Annotated in this window: 17 protein-coding genes; 9 read left to right on the top strand and 8 right to left on the bottom strand. The window is 65.3% G+C overall.

Annotated elements, in window-relative coordinates:
* Positions 1-291: 291 nt before the first annotated feature.
* Complete coding sequence (mntR, locus tag GE300_RS16535) at positions 292-762, bottom strand: manganese-binding transcriptional regulator MntR (RefSeq protein ID WP_154448066.1); 471 nt, start codon at positions 760-762, stop codon at positions 292-294.
* A 114-nt stretch (positions 763-876) separates the two neighbouring features.
* Between mntR and GE300_RS16530 the strand changes: the two genes are divergently transcribed.
* From GE300_RS16530 to phnE, 4 genes are read left to right on the top strand one after another with little or no spacing between them, the layout of a single operon-like run.
* The gene (locus tag GE300_RS16530; protein ID WP_325063285.1) at positions 877-2,736 is read left to right on the top strand and encodes a cytochrome c peroxidase; all 1,860 of its coding nucleotides are present in this window, start codon (positions 877-879) and stop codon (positions 2,734-2,736) included.
* Positions 2,736-3,611 (top strand): phosphate/phosphite/phosphonate ABC transporter substrate-binding protein, encoded by an 876-nt coding sequence (locus GE300_RS16525; RefSeq protein ID WP_154448064.1) that lies wholly within the window; start codon positions 2,736-2,738, stop codon positions 3,609-3,611. Before GE300_RS16530 ends, GE300_RS16525 begins: the two co-directional genes overlap by 1 nt.
* Positions 3,608-4,390, top strand: coding sequence for a phosphonate ABC transporter ATP-binding protein (locus GE300_RS16520; protein WP_154448062.1), 783 nt, complete (start codon positions 3,608-3,610; stop codon positions 4,388-4,390). The genes GE300_RS16525 and GE300_RS16520 overlap by 4 nt, the downstream gene beginning before the upstream one ends.
* Positions 4,390-5,139: a phosphonate ABC transporter, permease protein PhnE gene (phnE, locus tag GE300_RS16515; RefSeq protein WP_154448060.1), complete on the top strand. Its 750-nt coding sequence runs from the start codon at positions 4,390-4,392 to the stop codon at positions 5,137-5,139. The genes GE300_RS16520 and phnE overlap by 1 nt, the downstream gene beginning before the upstream one ends.
* A 98-nt stretch (positions 5,140-5,237) precedes the next feature.
* Here the strand turns inward: phnE and GE300_RS16510 are convergent, their stop codons facing one another.
* Positions 5,238-5,555: a TFIIB-type zinc ribbon-containing protein gene (locus GE300_RS16510; RefSeq protein ID WP_154448058.1), complete on the bottom strand. Its 318-nt coding sequence runs from the start codon at positions 5,553-5,555 to the stop codon at positions 5,238-5,240.
* Between the two features lie 34 nt (positions 5,556-5,589).
* On the bottom strand, positions 5,590-7,953 hold the full coding sequence (locus GE300_RS16505) for a heavy metal translocating P-type ATPase (RefSeq protein ID WP_154448056.1): 2,364 nt from the start codon (positions 7,951-7,953) through the stop codon (positions 5,590-5,592).
* Between the two features lie 195 nt (positions 7,954-8,148).
* Here GE300_RS16505 and GE300_RS16500 point away from each other — a divergent pair, with 195 nt between their 5' ends.
* Positions 8,149-8,421 carry a hypothetical protein gene (locus GE300_RS16500; RefSeq protein ID WP_154448054.1) on the top strand — a complete coding sequence of 91 codons (273 nt, stop codon included), beginning with the start codon at positions 8,149-8,151 and terminating at the stop codon, positions 8,419-8,421.
* Positions 8,422-8,464: 43 nt separating this feature from the next.
* Here the strand turns inward: GE300_RS16500 and GE300_RS16495 are convergent, their stop codons facing one another.
* From GE300_RS16495 to GE300_RS16475, 5 genes are all read right to left on the bottom strand, one after another.
* Entirely contained in the window at positions 8,465-9,127 is a 663-nt protein-coding gene (locus GE300_RS16495) for a L,D-transpeptidase (protein ID WP_154448052.1), read from the bottom strand.
* Between the two features lie 205 nt (positions 9,128-9,332).
* Positions 9,333-10,658 carry an APC family permease gene (locus GE300_RS16490; protein WP_154448050.1) on the bottom strand — a complete coding sequence of 442 codons (1,326 nt, stop codon included), beginning with the start codon at positions 10,656-10,658 and terminating at the stop codon, positions 9,333-9,335.
* Positions 10,659-10,781: 123 nt separating this feature from the next.
* Positions 10,782-11,837: a ferric reductase-like transmembrane domain-containing protein gene (locus GE300_RS16485; RefSeq protein WP_325063284.1), complete on the bottom strand. Its 1,056-nt coding sequence runs from the start codon at positions 11,835-11,837 to the stop codon at positions 10,782-10,784.
* Between the two features lie 17 nt (positions 11,838-11,854).
* Positions 11,855-12,241: a DUF302 domain-containing protein gene (locus GE300_RS16480; RefSeq protein WP_154448048.1), complete on the bottom strand. Its 387-nt coding sequence runs from the start codon at positions 12,239-12,241 to the stop codon at positions 11,855-11,857.
* A 147-nt stretch (positions 12,242-12,388) separates the two neighbouring features.
* On the bottom strand, positions 12,389-12,985 hold the full coding sequence (locus GE300_RS16475) for an EF-hand domain-containing protein (protein ID WP_233417112.1): 597 nt from the start codon (positions 12,983-12,985) through the stop codon (positions 12,389-12,391).
* A gap of 171 nt (positions 12,986-13,156) precedes the next feature.
* Between GE300_RS16475 and GE300_RS16470 the strand changes: the two genes are divergently transcribed.
* The 4 genes from GE300_RS16470 to GE300_RS16455 all read left to right on the top strand — a co-directional run bounded on the left by GE300_RS16470 (position 13,157) and on the right by GE300_RS16455 (position 17,719).
* Positions 13,157-13,879: a response regulator gene (locus GE300_RS16470; protein ID WP_154448046.1), complete on the top strand. Its 723-nt coding sequence runs from the start codon at positions 13,157-13,159 to the stop codon at positions 13,877-13,879.
* Complete coding sequence (locus tag GE300_RS16465; protein ID WP_154448044.1) at positions 13,879-15,288, top strand: ATP-binding protein; 1,410 nt, start codon at positions 13,879-13,881, stop codon at positions 15,286-15,288. Before GE300_RS16470 ends, GE300_RS16465 begins: the two co-directional genes overlap by 1 nt.
* Before the next feature lie 17 nt (positions 15,289-15,305).
* Entirely contained in the window at positions 15,306-15,605 is a 300-nt protein-coding gene (locus GE300_RS16460; RefSeq protein WP_233417111.1) for an SHOCT domain-containing protein, read from the top strand.
* Between the two features lie 113 nt (positions 15,606-15,718).
* On the top strand, positions 15,719-17,719 hold the full coding sequence (locus GE300_RS16455) for a heme lyase CcmF/NrfE family subunit (protein ID WP_154448043.1): 2,001 nt from the start codon (positions 15,719-15,721) through the stop codon (positions 17,717-17,719).
* Positions 17,720-17,723: the final 4 nt, after the last annotated feature.

Genomic DNA, 17,723 nt, shown 5'->3' with positions numbered 1-17,723 from the left:
GGTCTTCCGGCTTCTCTCGCTTCCCGGCCATCTCCCGGTCCCCCGATCGGCGGGCAAACTGGGCCAAACGGTGGACCGCTTCGCTGCGGGCACGTCGTGCGGGTCTAATCGTCGGCGCCCGAGGCCCCGGGCCGACGAGTTGCGCCTGACAGCAGCGAAGCCAGATCGTGAAACGGGTCGGACACTCGCCCTGAGCGCCTTTGCCATTTACGCGGCCGCCATGCAGGATCGTGACGATCGCCCAAGCTGTCCGGCCCCTCGACCAGCCTCTCGCAAAAGCGAGATGCTTCGCTACTTGTAGCGCCGGTGTGGCTTGAGCGCCTTCTCGAAAGCCTCCAGCGTGGTTTCGCTGACGTGATGCTCGATCCCTTCCGCATCGCGCTCTGCGGTCTCTTCGTCGATCCCGAGGCTCAGGAGGAATGCGACGACGATCCTGTGGCGCCGTCGACAGGTCTCCGCAAGATCCTGCCCTGCATCGGTGAGGAATATGGCGCGATAAGGTTCCCGCCGGACCAGTCCAGCCGTCTTGAGCCGCGAGATGTTCTTGGTCACGGTCGGCGGCTTTACGCCAAGCCGCTCGGCGATTTCGACCGGTCTGGCCTCGCCCCGCGTCTCGATCAACTCCGCGATCAGCTCGACGTAATCCTCCGCCATTTCGCTCTCATGTGCATGACGCACGGTCGCAAACCCTTCGGCCTGCGCCTCGGGCGCCCTGTCGACAGTTTCGAGCGGTTCACGCTCATGTGATTGCAGCTTTGTCATACCCGGACTTTGCAGCGAAACAGCGGGATTGACAACTTGTTTGCCACGGGTAGATAAATTAGCCATGTCTAATTTCAGAATCCGAGGGCCGAGGTGAAACGAAATTTCCCGGGAGTGCTGCTTGCCACGTTCGCGTGTGCGCTCGTCCTGTCCGGACCTGTCGCCGCGACCCCCGCCAAGGAAGCCCCCTGGCTTCCCGAGGCGGCGGCCTACCGGCTGACACTGTTTCTTGGCAATCTCTCGCCACTGCCCGGCGACGGGATCCGGACTGCCTGGACGGAACCCTACCGGGGTTCGGAGTTCCCGGTCGGCGCGATGGCATGGCTGGATCGCGAAAGCGACGTCGATCCTGCCCGGCTTCTGGCGGCGATCGAAGGCGAAGACCGCCAGGCCGTCTTTGCCGAGGCAACGCGGCTCATCGCGCTCAGGATCGTGGAGGAACTGGACCGGGCCGTCGCGGCCGACGACCCGGCGCGGGCGCAGCAGGCCGTGCGAACAGCTCGGGAACTCTATCGCGCGTTCGCGGACGGCATTGCCGCGGCCGAGCCGGACGCCGCAAGGCGAATCGGCCTTGCCTGGCTGGAATTGAACAGCAGTACGGGCTCCGCGGGCGTTCTCGGCGCGGGGTCCACATCCGTTGACCGAGACGCGATGGAGGCCGCGCGCGCGGTCATCGACGACTACCTCGCGGAGAATTACCTTCTGGACAGCTTCGCTCCGCGTCAGATGCTGAGCGCCCTGCCCGAAACCGCAGTACTCGGCGGGCGCGCCATCGACGTGCCGCCGAGCCTGCCGCCGGGCTCGGACATCTTCGATCAGGACCCGCTGCCGCGGCTCGTCCTCAATTTCGAGGAGCAGGGCATCGACGAGACCGACCTGCCGCTGGTGGCCTATGGCGACATGCTGTTCGACAGTGCGCAGATTTTCGGTAACCCGGCGCGCGATGTCGGACTCGCCTGCTCGACCTGTCACAACCGTTCCGACGTCAACCAGCGGCTCTTCATTCCGGGTGCCAGCCATCAGCCCGGCGCGATCGACGTCGACGGTGCCTTCTTCAACCCGATCTTCAACGACCGGCGGGACGACCCGCTGGACATTCCGAGCCTGCGCGGTCTGCGTTTCACCGGGCCCTATGGCCGCGACGGCCGGTTCGCCTCCCTGCGCGACTTCACCCGCAACGTGATCGTCAACGAGTTCGGAGGGGCTGAGCCGACGCCGTTCATGCTGGACGCGCTGGTCGCCTACATGCTCGAGTTCGATTTTCTGCCCAACTCCATGCTGGCACCTGACGGCGGCTTGACCGAGGCGGCCCCCGAGGCAGCGCAGCGCGGCGAGGCGATCTTCAACCGGCCCTTCGCCGGGCTCGGCGAGCGCTCGTGCGCCACTTGCCACGTTCCGGACGCGAACTTCCTCGACCGGCAGGCCCACGACATCGGCTCCGTCGCGCAAGCCTATGAAGGTGCCCGCGCCGGTGCGCTGGACACGCCAACGCTGCTCGGCACCGCCTATACCGCGCCCTATTTCCATGACGGATCGCTGCCGACCCTGGCCGCTGTCGTGGACTGGTTCGACGAGACCAAATCGCTCGGGCTGACCGAGGCGGACCGATCCGACCTGACCGCCTATCTCGAGGCCGTGGGCGCGGCGGACGAGCCCTATGAGGCATTCGACGCCGAAAACACCGCCTTCCGGCTGGCATTCTCCGAGCTGACGACATTCGCATCGACAATCGACACGCTGCTGCCGCGAAAGGACGCGGAGCACATCCTGCTCCTGACCGACACTGTGGCCGCAGACCTCTCGGCCGACGCCAGCACCATGTCCAATCTGCCTGCGCGACCCGAAGTCTACGCACTGGCCGAACGTCTGGCCGAGGTAGGCGCAGCCGTGCGTGACAGCGACTGGGCGGCCGCCGGGGAAAGCTGGAGCGCGTTCAAGTCAGAGGCCGACGCGATTGCCGAGAGGGCTTTCTGATGCAGTTTCACCCGACCCGCAGAACGGTTCTGGCGCTGGCCGGTGCGACTGCGCTGTCCTTGGGCACCCCGCTGGCCGCGCAGGCTGACAGGTTGCGGCTCGCCTTCATCCCGCAGGAGAATCCCGAGAAGCTGCTCGGCGATATCGAGGCCATCACCGGCTGGCTGGCCGAGCAGATCGGGGTTCCGGTCGAGGGGTTCGTCACCATCGACCACGCCGCCGCGGTCGAAGCCTTGAGAAACGGCGACGCGGATATCTCCTTCATGGGCGCGCTGCCCTTCGTTCTGGCCGAGGCAGAGATCGGCGCCGTGCCGCTGCTGTCCGAGGTATACCGCGGCGCGCCAAGCTACACGGGGCGCATCTTTGTCCGGCGCGACAGCGGCATTCGGTCGCTTGCAGACCTGCGGGGCAAGGACATCGCCTTTGCCGACCCGATATCGGAATCCGGCTATCTCTACCCGCTGGCCGAATTCGTGAAGGCGGGGCTGATCGAAGGCCCCGGCGCGGCGGAGACCTTCTTTGGCCGCGTCTTCTTCGCAGGCGGCTATCAGCAGGCGATGCAAGCCATGGCCGAGGGTCTGGTCGACGCTGCGGGCGCCAGCCAGTACGCCGACCTGCTGCTGACACCGGTGCAACAGGCCGAGGTGACCTGGATCGCGGAAAGCGTGCCGATCCCGAGCCATCTGGTGATCGCACGACCCGGGCTGGACGCTGGTCTGCAGGATCGGTTCGTCGCTGCGATGTTGCAGCTCAACGCGCCGGAAAACCGCGACAAGCTGAGCTATCTCTACGGGCCCGATGGCTATGTCACAGCCGATGCCGCCGCATACGACGGCGTGCGCGAAATGGCCCGTCAAAGCGGCCTGCTGCGATGAGCGCCGCCGCTCGGATCGACGATCTGAGCTTTGCGCATCCCGGCGCGGCGCTGCCGGCGCTCGAGCGCGTTTCGCTGTCGATCCCCTCGGGCGAGAGCGTGGCATTGCTCGGCCCCTCGGGGGCGGGAAAGACGACGCTGCTGGCGCTTCTCGATGGCAGGCTTCAGGGCTGGCGCGGGCGCGTGTCGGTTCTGGGCACGGCATTCTACCCCGACCGGGCGCCGCCGCGTCCCTGCCGACCCGACACCGGATTCGTATTCCAGGAATTCGCCCTGGTCGAACGGTCCACGGTACTGCGCAACGTGCTGAACGGGCGCCTGGGCCGTATGCCACCGCTGCGCGCCCTGTCGGGACAGGCCAGTGCGCACGACATGACGGTTGTGCGCGCTGCACTCGCCGATTGCGGCATTGCCGATCTCGCCGAACGCCGGGTCGACAGCCTCAGCGGCGGACAGCGGCAGCGCGTGGCGATCGCGCGGTGTCTGGCGCAGGAACCGCGTCTGATTCTCGCCGACGAGCCGGTGAGCAATCTCGACCCCGCCCGCGCCGGCGAGATACTTTCGCTGCTGACCGGGGCAGCACGGATGCGCGGGGCGACGGCGCTGTTTTCCTCGCACCAGCCCGATCTGGCGCGGCGTTTCGCGCAGCGTATCATCGGCATGCGCAACGGACGGATCGTCTTTGACGTGCCGACGTCCGAACTGGATGAAGACGCGACCGCGGATCTTTACCGCGACGCGGGGCCGATGTCGGGTATCGGTCTGAGAGCGGTGCGCTGATGCGGCTCGGCGGGTTTGCCGCAAACGCCGTCATCGCGGGCGCAATCCTCTGGTCCCTTGTCACCACCGATGTCGAGTTGTCCCGACTCGTGTCGGCAGGTCCCCGGATCGCCGATTTCCTCGGACGGATGTTCCCGCCGGACCCGACCGTAATGCGCGAGATCGTGAAGGGCAGCGCAGAAACGCTGAGGATCGCGATCCTCGGGTCCGTGGGCGCGGTGGTCCTGTCGGTCCCTCTGGGCATTCTCGCCTCCGAGACGATGGTCGCGCCCGCGCTGTTTCGACCGGTCCGAACGCTGCTTGCCTTCGTCCGCGCGATCCCGCTGATCCTCGTGGCCATGCTCATGGTCGGTGCGGTCGGACTCGGGCCGCTGCCGGGGATCATCGCGATCGCGTTTCATGCAACCGGAATGCTCGCCAAGTTTTACGCCGAGGCGATCGACGGCGTGTCGCGTGCGCCCATCGCCGCGCTGGAAAGTGCGGGCGCCGGCCCGCTTGCGCGACTCAGACATGCCATCTGGCCGCAGATGGCACCGGTCGTCGCCCGCGACACGATCTTCCGGTTCGAGTTGAACCTGCGCGAGTCGCTGATCCTCGGCATCGTCGGCGCGGGCGGGATCGGCTTCTACATCCAGACCTATGTGCGGTCATTCCAGTATGACAAGGCGGCCAGCGTCACGATTGCGGTTGTCGTCATGGTGATCGCGATCGAAGCCGTCAACGTCGCGCTGCGCCGTCGCTTTGCCTGATCGTCACGCCTGACCAGGGCAAGGATGTCCTCGATCTGGCGCTCCGCGACGGAGATGCAACCCGCCGTCCCGTCGCGGACGCCGCCCCTGCCCCGTCCTCAGTCGAACAACTCCTGCAGCCAGGATTTGCGGCGGTAGCCGCCGTGTTTGCCATAGCCGCCGTGTTTGCCATAGCCGCCGTGTTTGCCGCCGTGTCGGCCATCGCCGCCGTAACGCCCGTCGTCATAAGGGCGCGGTTGTGGTTCGGGTGCCTGCGGCGCCAGGTCGGCGCTGCGCTCGACGATCTTGTCGAGCTCGCCCCGGTCCAGCCAGACACCGCGGCAGTCGGGGCAGAAATCGATCTCGACGCCCTGCCGTTCCGCCATGCTCAACGGCACGTCGCAGACCGGACACATCATCTTGCCTTTCGCGTTCATGCGCTTTCTCGGCTCCTTTCCGGGTTCCTTAAGGTCAGTGACCATGCGCCAGCGCGCCCTTCGCCATCTGCCTGCCGACCGGCTCGCCGCCGGCGGGCGGCGCCTTGGCCCGGTGGCCGTTGAGCAGCCGGAGCGCATTGGCCACGACCAGCAGGGACACGCCCACATCCGCCGCGATCGCACCCCACATCGAGGCCATGCCGAACGCGGTCAGCCCGACGAACACCGCCTTCGTTGCCAGCGAGATGCCGATGTTCTGATGGATGATCGTCATGGTCCGGCGCGAATGGCCGATCAGCCAGGGCACGCGGCCGATGTCGTCGGTCATCAGCGCGATGTCCGCCGTCTCGATGGCCGCATCCGAGCCGACGGCGCCCATGGCGATGGCGTAGTGCGCCCGCGCCATGGCCGGCGCGTCATTCACGCCGTCGCCGATCATTGCGACCATCGTATGGGTGTCGTGCAGCTCTTCGATGGCCGCTACCTTGTCCTCGGGCAGCAGTTCGGCACGCACCTCGTCGATGCCGACTTCGTCCGCCACCGCGCGCGCGGTACGTTCGTTGTCGCCGGTCAGCATGACGATGGTCTTCACACCCTGCGCGTGCAGCCGCGCCACGATGTCCTTGGCGTCGGGGCGGATGCGGTCGCGCAGTTCCAGAACGCCGGTCACACCGGTATCGTCACCCACGGCCACGAGCGTGCTGCCGGCGCTTTCGATCCGGTCCCGCAGATCCGCCGGGATGGCATTGCCGAAGCCTTTCTCGGCGGCGAACCTGTCCGAGCCGAGCCATATGGCGCGCCCCTCGGCACTTCCTTCCAGCCCGCGCCCGGGCACGGTTCGGGTGTCCTCCGCGGCAGACAGGGCAATGCCGTCAGCCTCGGCGCGCGCGAGGATGGCGCGTGCAAGCGGGTGCGAGGATCGCGCCTCCAGGCCAGCCGCCAGCGTCATCAGATCGCGCGCCGAGGCTCCGCCCAGCGGATGAACGGCCGCCACTTCGGGCTCGCCCATGGTGATCGTCCCGGTCTTGTCCATCGCCAGCGCGGTGGTGCGGCCCGGAGCTTCGACATAGGCGCCGCCCTTGATCAGCACCCCCGCCCGTGCCGAGGCGGTCAGCGCCGCGACGATGGAAACCGGTGTCGAGATGACCAAAGCGCAGGGGCAGGCAATGACCAGAAGCACAAGCGCATTGTAGAACCAGTAGTCCCAGGCCCCGCCCATCAGCAGCGGCGGCAGGACCGCGAGGGCGATCGCCAGGACCATCACGATCGGCGTGTAGACGCGCGCGAACTTCGCCACCCACTGCTCGACCGGCGCGCGTTTGGAATGGGCGTCGCCGACCATGCGGATGATCTTGGCCAGAACCGTGTCCGACGCAGCCTTGGTCGCCCGCACCGTCAGCGTGCCTTCGCCGTTGATCGTGCCGGCGTAGACCTCGTCGCCGGCCTCCTTCGGCACCAGCGCGCTTTCGCCCGTGATCGGCGCCTGATCGACGGCGCCGGCCCCGTCCACGACCTCGCCGTCGAGCGGGATGCGGTCGCCGCCCCGCACGATGAAACGGTCGTCCACGGCGACCTCTGCCGCCGGAACGTCGGCCTCGCTGCCATCTTCGCGGAGCACCCGTGCCGTAGGCGGTGCAAGATCGAGCAGCGCCGAGACCGCATTGCGCGCGCGGCCGACGCTCCAGCTCTCCAGATAGAGCGAGAGCGAGAAGAAGAACGCCACCGTTGCGGCCTCGAAGAACTCGCCGAGGCCGATCGCACCGGCCACGGCCACGACCATCAACAGGTTCATGTCGGGAGACAACCGCCGTGCAGAGGACCAGGCCTTGGGCGCAACCAGCCAGACCCCGAAGAGAATCGCCAATGCGAACAGGCCCGCTTCCGCCATCGGCATCGGCGCTTCGCCATGCCCTGCGAAAAGCCCGAGCGCGCCCCCCATTCCCGTCTCGATGATGTGGTAGAGGAACCCGGCCGCCCAGAATCCGCCGCTGAGCCCGGTAAACAGCTTCTGCCGTGCCAGATGCGCCGCCTGGTCCTCGGCGGCGTTGTCGGCATCCCAGGGCTTCGCGCTCATCCCCGTGCCGGCGACCAACTGCGCCACCTCGTCGTCCGTCAGGTGCCTGGCGCTGTCGAGCAGCGTCATCCGCCCGTTGATCACGTCGAAGGCAAGATGATCCTGCCCGCCGACCTTCGGCCCGACGACGCGGTTCAGGATCGCAACCTCCTCGGCGCAGTCGAGACCGGAGACCTGGAAGCTGCGGCCGTTGACCGGCGCGGGGGCCGTGACAGCGGCGACCGTGCCGGCACCGCAACAGGAGGCGCTGCCGTGGCCGTGAGAATGCTCTCGATCACTGGAATGGCCGTGATCGTGGTCGTGGCGGTGGCCATCGGAAGACATGGATTGAACCTCAGGATTCGTTCATTCCACATTGACATAGTTCCTACAGCAACTAGAGCTTCAAGGGCTAATTCTGGGTTCTCGCCAGCGGGAAATCCGGCCTGCGGCTTTTGGCAACCTGTCGTCATTTTTTTGGCGATGCGATAAAAGCCGCGCTTGTCGCGACAACGCGATTCAGAACGAATGAGGGTAGACATGCAGAAACGACACACGCCGATCCTTGCTGCAATGCTGGCACTTGCTGGCTGCACGGTGCCTGCGCCCGACGACAGCGCCGATCAGACCAGGGTCGGAAATGTTTCCGAGGCCGTCGCCGCCCTTGCTGCACCCGGCCAGGATCTCACCACGGCCCGGCTTCTTCCCCAGGACGGCTGCTACTGGTACGAGCACAGCGGCCCGGTGGAAACGACTTTGGTGCCGCTGCGCGCGGTGGGCGGCAGCCCCATCTGCACTGCGCGCGGGGCCTGAACGGGCCCTGCATGCCTCGGATGGGTTGCCGCTGCCATTCCGGTCAGCTGTGCGGGGTGACGCTGTCCTCAGCCGAATACAGGACCGCCGTCGATCCCATCTCGACCCTGGGGTAGAGATCGTTGATGTGTGCCATGACCATTCGGACGCAGCCGGAACTCGCACGGCCGCCGATGCTTCTCGGATACGGTGTGCCGTGAATCCGCAGATAGGTGTCGCGGTTGCCGACATAGAGATAGAGGGCTCGCGACCCGAGCGCGTTTGTCGGCCCGGGTTCCATCCCATCGGCGTACTGCGCATATTCCGGATCGCGCTGGATCATGTTCTGCGTCGGCGTCCAATGCGGCCATTCGACCTTGCGGCGAATCGTATAAGTGCCTGGTTCGTAGAGGTTGCCGCGCGCGATCGCCACGCCATAACGCATCGCCGTGCCACCTTCTTCGATATGGTAGAGATACCGCGCCACGGCATCGACATGGATGTCACCGGGTACGAGCCCGGCTTTCGCGACAACCCGCTGGGGCAGAAAGCGGTGGTGCAGGCCCCACGGGTTCGATGTCGCCGGGTCGTAGCCAGGCGGTGTGACCCGAGCGTCCCAGGCCATCTTTTGCGCCTCGGTCGGCCAGGTGCTGGCCAGGAGCGGGCTGGAGATTGACGCCGAAAACAGCGCTGTGGTCGTCTGGATGAAATGACGTCTTGTCAGCATCTTTCCTGATCCCTTTCACAAACTGGTCGTCGGGCCGAGCCATATCCCGAACGTATTGCTGTTCGCCCGAAAGCAAAGAGGCGGCAAGTTGCCTCAGGAGTGCCGCGCTTTGTCTATGGTCCTAACGCCTAAAGGTACTTGAGGTTCAATAAAAATTTCCGTTACGACGAACCGTCGGTGGTATCCCGACCTGCTCACGACGGCCTCAGTGTTCATGAGCCACCTGCGGTGCCAGCCATCGTGACAGGTACGATCGCTCGAAAGCGAAGACCGCCGCGATCCCGGAGATTGCATAGACCACGATGATGGGATCGCTCTGGAGCTTCATCGCCGTAAAGGCCGCCAGCACCACCGCGTCGAGCATCAGGGCAGTCAGCAGCACCAGACCCGACGCCCCGATCTCCTTGCGCCGGAAGCGGAAGACGCCCCAGTGCACGACCATGTCCATCACAAGGTAGAAGAAGGCGCCGAGCGAGGCGATCCGACCCAGATCGAAGAACACCGCGAGCAGTGAAGCGATGACAACGGTATAGACCAGCGTATGCCGCTGGATCGGGCCCGACATTCCGAAATGGCTGTGCGGGATCATCTTCATGTCGGTCAGCATCGCCAGCATCCGCGATACCGCGAACACGCTGGCCAGCACGCCCGACGCCGTGGCAACCGCGGCAAGGATCACGGTCAGAAGGAATCCGGTCCGTCCGAGCGCGGGTTGCGCCGCTTCGGCCAGCGAATAGTCGCGCGCCGCGACGATCTGGTCGATCGTCAGGCTTGATCCGACACCGAAGGCCACCAGCAGGTACACGGCCACGCAGATCCCGATCGAAAGCATGATCGCCCGGCCCACGTTGCGGTTCGGCTCGGTAATCTCGGACCCGCTGTTGGTGATGGTGGTGAACCCCTTGAAGGCCAGGATCGCGAACGCCATCGAGGCGATGAACCCGGTCAACCCATAGGCCTGTGCCGGGTCGGACGCAGCCGTGAACCGGAAGCCGCTGGACCATATCGCGGCAATGCCGAACAGCCCGATGCCGCCGATCTTGATTGCCGCCATGATCAGCGAGAACACCCCCACCGACCGGTTGCCGGAGATGTTCACCACATAGGCGAAGACGATGACGCCCACTGCGAGCACCGGGACCAGCGGACCACCCTCGATTTCGAAGGGGCGCAGGACATAGGTCGCGAAGGTCCGGGCGACGAGGCTTTCCGCGATCACCATGCTGAGCGCCATCAGCAGGGCGGCCCCGGCGGCGACGGCACCGGGGCCGTAGCATTTCTGCAGGATCATCGCGATGCCACCCGAGGACGGCCACTGGTTCGACATCCGGATATAGCTGTAGGCGCTGAAGCCGGTGACGATCGCGCCGGCGATGAAGGCGAGCGGGAACAGCGGCCCGGCCAGCTGCGCGATCTGACCGGTCAGCGCGAAGATGCCCGCGCCGATCATCACGCCGGTTCCCATCGCGACAGCCCCGCCCAGGGTGATCGAGCCCTCGCGGTAGAGGCTGCTTCTATCCCCGTTGTCCATTGGACCCGCCTTGCCAGTCAGCCTGATTGTCGTGGCACTGCTGCCGCGGGCAGGCGCGCCTGATGCCTGCGCGGCGACCCCGCCCCGAACCCGCGCTTCGGCTGCCCGTCGGTTTCGCCGGTCTCACGTCGCGGCCCGCCGGTGCCGCTGGGCGTGCCATGTCCTGATCGTTGCCGCCAGTTGCAATGCCAGGACGGCGCCGACAAGGGCCATGAACGGCCATTGCGCCCAATTCGGCTCGGGGGTCTGGCGATGGAAGTCGAGAAAGTGAAAGAACAGGAAGTAGGCCGTGTGCAATACGGTCAGCCACCACAAGACGTAAGTGCCCTGCTGGATGTACTTCCAGACCGATGCACCAAGGCGGTTCTGGCTGAAATCGTTCGATGTGGCCGCCAGCACGATGCCATACAGCAGCGCCGCGATTCCGAGGATGTTGGCAAGTGCAAACCCGTGCTGCACCATCACGTAGCGTTGCAGCTGCGGGTGAAACTCGAAGCCGAACAACCGGGCGAAATCCAGTTCGACCCAGCCAAGCAGAATGATGATCGTGTGCACGATCGCCGCAAGAACGGCATAGATGCCAAGTTCCCGACGGTAGGGCAGAAGTTTCCGGACGAACCGGGCCGTGGAAAGTCGCGCCAGCGGACCCAGCGCCATGGCCATGGCGATCAGCAGTAGCGAAAGATCCCCCAAGGCGCGGTTATAGCGATGCATTTCCGACCACTCAGCCCGGGATTCCAGCAGCAGATATCCGGCCAAACCGGATAATCCGAGGACGAGTCCATGTCTGAAGAGCGTGGGTTTCCCGTTCATGGCGTCGGACATCTCCGGATTGAAGAAATACCGGTGTTTCGGTGTTTCGGTGTTTCGGTTTGGGCGTTTCGATTTGGGCGTGAAAAGCCACATTCCCCAATAGTGTCCCGTAATCGCCTGATCAAGTCGGCATGATCCTGCGCAAGAAATGCGCCAGGGCCGCGCCTGCGATGGTGTGGGGCATGGCGCACTGCCCGGACCTTGCCCGGCATACCATCGAAAGTCGAGGTGATCATGGTCACCGGCAATGATCCCGCACCGCACCAGCCGCCCGCCCCACTTCTCGGCCAGCGGGAAATCGATCGCGCACCAGGTCGCGGCGCCAAGCTTCACATCGTCGTGATTGCCGGCCACCCGCAAATGCACCAAGCGGCCGCGTTCGGTCAGACCGCGTCCAGTGCCGCCCGGAGCAGGTCGCGGACCTGGCCGGCGACCGCGTGCAGGTCGGCGTTTTCCACTGCCTGCATTGACGCCACGGGGTCGATGACGCTGATTTCGGTATCTCGGTCCACCTGACGCAGAATGACGTTGCACGGCAGCATCGCGCCGATGCGCGGCTCGATCTCGATGGCCTTGTACGCCATTTGCGGGTTGCAGGCGCCGAGGATGCGATAGGCCGGAATCTCGACGTCCAGCTTCTTTTTCATCGTCGCCTTCACGTCTATCTCGGTCAGCACGCCGAAACCCTTCTCCGCCAACGCGTCGCGAACAAGCAGTTCGGCGTCGTCAATGGCGACATCTTTCAGAACGCGATCATAGGTATAGGCCATTGCGGTTTTCTCCGTTTCGAGTTTGCGGTGGTTGCCCGCCACTGTCTGGGCGTGGCGATACATAGTGCGGTTTGGCGTTCGTGTCCGTGTGTTTCGCGAGTCAGACGTTTCGGGAAGCGGCGCCGGCCTGAGCCGGCGCCGGTCCGCTCAATTGTCGTTCATCATGGGTCCGTCGCCCATGCCCTGGCCATTGCCGGGCTGACCGGGCGACTGCGCCATGTTCGACCGCATCCCCTGCATCCGCTCCATCATGTCGGCGGGTGCCGTCATCTCTTCCGCCGTCACCGCGCCGTCGCCGTCGGCATCGAGGTGCTGGAAGCGATCCACCATCATCTCGCGGATCATGGCGCTGTGCAGGGTCTCGAACTCGGCAATCGAGAGGGACCCGTCACCGTCGCTGTCGTATTCGGCGAGCCTGGCCTGCAACTGCGAACGCATCTCTTCGGGCGTGACCGTGCCGTCGCCGTCGGCGTCGAACATCTGCATCATGCCGCCGCCCATGGGACCCATGCCAGCCATCATGCCGCCGCCCATCATGTTGCCGTGCATGCGCTGCATCATGTCCATCATGCCGTCCATGCCCCCCATCATGCCCATCGTGCCGGGGCCACCGCCGTGCATCATGCCCGCTCCGGGCTTGGCGCCGGGCTTTCCGCCGTTTCCGTGATCGGCATCCGCGAGAGCGGCGCCGCCAAGGACGGTTGCGGTCAGGGCCATTGCGGCGAAAAGGGTGTTGCGTTTCATTCGGGTCACCTCCTGTCAGTGTTGCGACAGGGAACATATGGCAGGTGTTTGTCACGAGGGTATGCCAGGCACCCCGGCGTTTTGTATCGGCGCGTCACAATTGCGGTGCCCGTTACATCTCGTGACAATTCTGTTCGGGAAGGCACGCGGCGTTCGGGTAAAGGAAGGGGCATGAGCAAACCGCCGCACATTCTTGTCGTCGATGACCACCGCGAAATCCGCGATGCCGTGACGCGGTATCTCGAAAAGAACGGGATGCGCGCGATCTCGGCCCGCGATGCGGTCGACATGGATGCGAAGCTCGCCAACGGCCAGTTCGACCTCATCGTTCTGGACGTCATGATGCCCGGGGAAGACGGCTTGTCCGTGTGCCGGCGGCTCTCGGCCACCGGAACCGTTCCGATCCTCATGTTGACCGCGCTCGGAGAAGAAACCGACCGGATCGTCGGCCTCGAGATCGGGGCCGACGACTATCTGGCGAAACCCTTCAACCCGCGCGAACTTGTCGCCCGCATCAAGGCCATCCTGCGCCGTTCGGCGAAGGCCGAGCCCTATGCCGGCAGACTTTCGGGCAGACGTATCGCCTTTGCCCATTGGGTTCTGGACACGGACAGTCGGGTGCTGTCGCGCGAGGACGGTGCGCAGACAGATCTGACCAGCGCGGAATTCAAGCTGTTGACCGTGCTGCTGGAGCGGCCCCGTCTCGTCCTGAGCCGCGACCAGCTGCTCGACCTGACGGCGGGCCGGGCGGCGTCGGTCTTTGACCGGACGATAGACAACCAGATCAGCCGGCTGCGCCGGAAGATCGAGCTTGACCCGTCGCGCCCGCGCATCGTCACGACCGTGCGCGGCGGCGGTTATTGTCTGGCTGCCGATGTTCGCGAGATGACCTGATGCCGCGCGCCATCGACAGTCTTCGCGGCCAGCTGGTCCTGCTGATCATCGCGGCGCTGGCGGTGGCGCAGACGATCAGCCTGTGGCTGTTCGTCGACGAGCGTGGCCTTGCGGTGCGCGCCGCGCTGGGCTTCGAGGCGGCCGGCCGGGCCGCGAACGTCGCACTGTTGCTCGAGGAGGCGCCGGAATCCTTGCAGCAGGCGATCCTGAGAGCCGCGAACTCTCCGTTGGTGCGCTTCGAGTTGTCGGACACTCCCGCCGTCGATCATTCGAGCCATGCCGACGGCGGAGCCGTCGAGGCGCGCGTTCGCGGACTTCTCGGCGGTGCGCAAGCGCGGGAAATCCGCGTGGAACTGCATGAGGTCGAGCGCGGCATCATGCCGATGCCGCACCTCGCGTCGGAAATGGCCAAAATGCATCTGGCGATGATGCGGGGCGAGCTTTCCGCGATCGAGATGCAGTTGTCGATCGCCCTGACGGGCGGGCAATGGCTGAATGTCGGAACACGGTTCGAACGGCCGCCGTTGCAATGGCCCTGGGCGTCAATCGTCAGTTTCGGGATCACGGCGATGATCATTCTGGTCTCGGCCTGCTGGTTTCTTCTGACCCGCCTGACCGGACCGCTGTTGCGCATTGCGCACGCAGCCGACCGGTTGGGACGCGGGGAAGCCGTCGATCCCCTGCCGCTGATAGGCCCCAGCGAGGTGCGCGGTCTGACGCAGGCATTCAACCGGATGCAGGCAAGGCTGACCCGCTTTGTCGCGGACCGAACGCGGCTGCTTGCGGCTTTGGGCCATGATCTGCGCTCTCCGCTGACCGCCATGCGGGTGCGCGCCGAGATGGTGGACGAAGACGAAACACGCGAAAGCCTCGTCGCTTCGGTCGAGGAAATGCAGGAAATGGTCGATGCAACGCTGGCGTTCGCAAGCGGCATGGCCAGTACCGAAGCCTACGAGAACGTGGAACTGGGCGCCTACCTGAAGCAGTTGCAGGCCGACATGATCGACGGCTTTACCCTGGATGCGGCCGACAGCCTGTGGGTGCGGCTGCGCCCGAAATCGGTGCGGCGCGCCCTGCGCAACATCATCGAGAACGCGCAGCGCTACGGCGGAGGTGCCGAGGTCACGTACCGGCACGACACCGAACACGTCGAGATACACGTTGCGGACCGGGGCCCCGGCATCCCCGAAACCGAACTCGAGCAGGTATTCGAGCCGTTTTTCCGTCTGGAGAAATCCCGCTCGCGCGAAACCGGCGGCACCGGCCTTGGTCTGTCGACCGCGCGAACGATCGTGCGGGCTCATGGCGGCGACGTGGCGCTGTCGAACCGCACCGAAGGCGGTCTTCTCGTGACCGTCACACTGCCGCTGGAAACAGCGCGCGAACAGGAAGAAAGGAACATGCGATGACAAAAGGGATATCCCTCATGGCCCTGTCAGCCCTTGGATCGTCGGCCGGAGCGGCGTTTGCCGATTCGGCGGATGGTTGGGGCGACGGTTTCGGTCACATGATGTGGGGAGGTGGCTTCGGCATGTTTGGCGGCCTGATGATGCTGTTGTTCTGGGGGGCGATCATCGCCCTGATCGTGTTCGCCGTCCGCGGCTTTTCCTCCGGATCCGGCCCAGGCAGCAAATCGGACGCGGCCGAGATCCTGCGCGAACGCTATGCCAAGGGTGAAATCGACGACGAGGAGTACGAGCGCCGCAAGGCGAAACTCGGATTGTGACGGCGAGCCAGTCGGTATGTTTCCCACCGAATTGTGAGCCATAAACTGTTGACCTTCCCGCCCGGGAAGGCTGCACCCGCCCGGGATGACCTTCGAATGACCAGGAAATCGCGATGATACCCGAAATCGGACAATTCGCCCTCGCCCTCGCGCTGGCCACCGCACTGGTACAAAGCGTACTTCCCATGCTCGGTGCGGCCCGTGGCAATGCGCTGTGGATGCGCAGCGCGCGAAGTTCGTCCATCGCGCAACTGGTTTTCATAGGCATCGCCTTCGCGGCGCTGATGCAGGCCTTCGTGGTCAGCGATTTCACCGTCGCAAACGTTGTCGAGAACTCGAATTCGCTCAAGCCGATGCTGTTCAAGATCGCGGGCACCTGGGGCAGCCACGAGGGGTCGCTTCTGCTCTGGGTGCTGATCCTGGCGGCCTTCGGCGCGGGCGTGGCGCTTTTCGGGTCAAACATCCCGGATGCGCTCAAGGCGCGGACACTGTCGGTTCAGGCCTGGATCAGCACCGGCTTCCTGTCGTTCCTGTTGCTGACGTCGAACCCGTTCGAACGCGTGTTTCCGCCGCCATTGGACGGCAACGACCTGAACCCGCTTCTGCAGGATGTCGGTCTGGCGATGCACCCGCCGCTTCTGTATTTCGGCTACGTCGGCTTCTCGATCGTGTTTTCCTTTGCCGTGGCCGCGCTGATCGAGGGGCGGGTCGACGCCGCCTGGGCACGGTGGGTGCGCCCGTGGACGCTGGCTGCGTGGATGTCCCTGACGGCCGGGATCGCGCTCGGGTCGTGGTGGGCCTACTATGAACTGGGCTGGGGCGGCTGGTGGTTCTGGGATCCGGTCGAGAACGTGAGCTTCATGCCCTGGCTTCTCGGCACCGCGCTTCTGCACTCGGCGATCGTCACCGAAAAGCGCGACGCCTTCAAGAGCTGGACCATACTCCTCGCGATCCTGACCTTCTCGCTTTCCCTTCTGGGCACGTTCATCGTGCGGTCCGGCCTGCTGACATCCGTTCATGCCTTCGCCGTCGATCCGGAACGTGGTCTCTACATCCTCGGACTGCTCGGAGTGACGATCGGAGGCTCGCTCACTCTCTATGCCTGGCGCGCCCCGTCGATGGAAGGCGGCGGCCTCTTCGCGCCCGTCAGCCGCGAGGCCGGATTGCTGATCAACAACCTGCTTCTGGCGACGGCGACCGGAACCGTATTGTTCGGAACCCTCTATCCCCTGTTCATGGAGGCGCTGACTGGCGACAAGGTGTCCGTCGGACCGCCCTACTTCAACGCCACGTTCATCCCGATCATGTTGCCGCTGGTCGTGGCGATGGCCATCGGCCCGTTCCTGTCGTGGAAGCGCGCCGACCTGAAGGGGGTCCTTCAACGGCTTTGGTTCGTCGCGGTACTGGCGGGACTTGCCGGACTTGCAACCTGGTATCTCGCGCGGGGCGGGCCCGTCCTTGCCTACCTGTCGGTCGCGATCGCGGTATGGCTGCTCATCGCCACGCTGCGCGAGTGGGCCGTTCGGATCAGGCTCTTCGACGTGCCGACGGCCGAAGCGATGCGCCGCGCGCGGAACCTGCCGCGTGCCGCCCACGGCATGACGCTGGCGCACACCGGACTGGCGGTTGCGATGCTTGGCTTCATCGGCTCGACCGCCTGGAAATCGGAAGAGATCGTCTTCGTTCAGCCGGGCTCCGTCATCGAGATCGCGGGCTTCGACGTCCGCTTCGACGGTGTCGAAACAGTGCGGGGTCCCAATTACATTGCCGATCGGGGCACCCTCGCGGTCAGCCGGAATGGCGACAGCGTGACAACGCTCTACCCCGAAAGGCGCTCGTATCCTGTCGCCCGGAGCAGCACGACCGAGTCGGCGATACGGTCGACGCTTGCGGGCGATCTCTATGCGTCGCTTGCCGAACCCGCCTCTGAAACAGTTGCAGACCAGGGCGCGTGGACGCTTCGCATCCTCTACGAGCCACTGGTGAATTTCATCTGGATCGGCGCGGCGATGCTGGTTCTCGGCGGTGGCCTCTCGCTGTCCGACAGGCGCCTGCGCGTCGGTGCCCCGCGCCGGGCCTCGCGCAGCGGACCAGTAGCAACACCGGCGGAATGAAACG

The organism is Halovulum marinum, from assembly GCF_009697225.1.
Lineage (GTDB): Bacteria > Pseudomonadota > Alphaproteobacteria > Rhodobacterales > Rhodobacteraceae > Halovulum > Halovulum marinum.
This window is presented reverse-complemented; position numbering and strand designations above follow the sequence as displayed.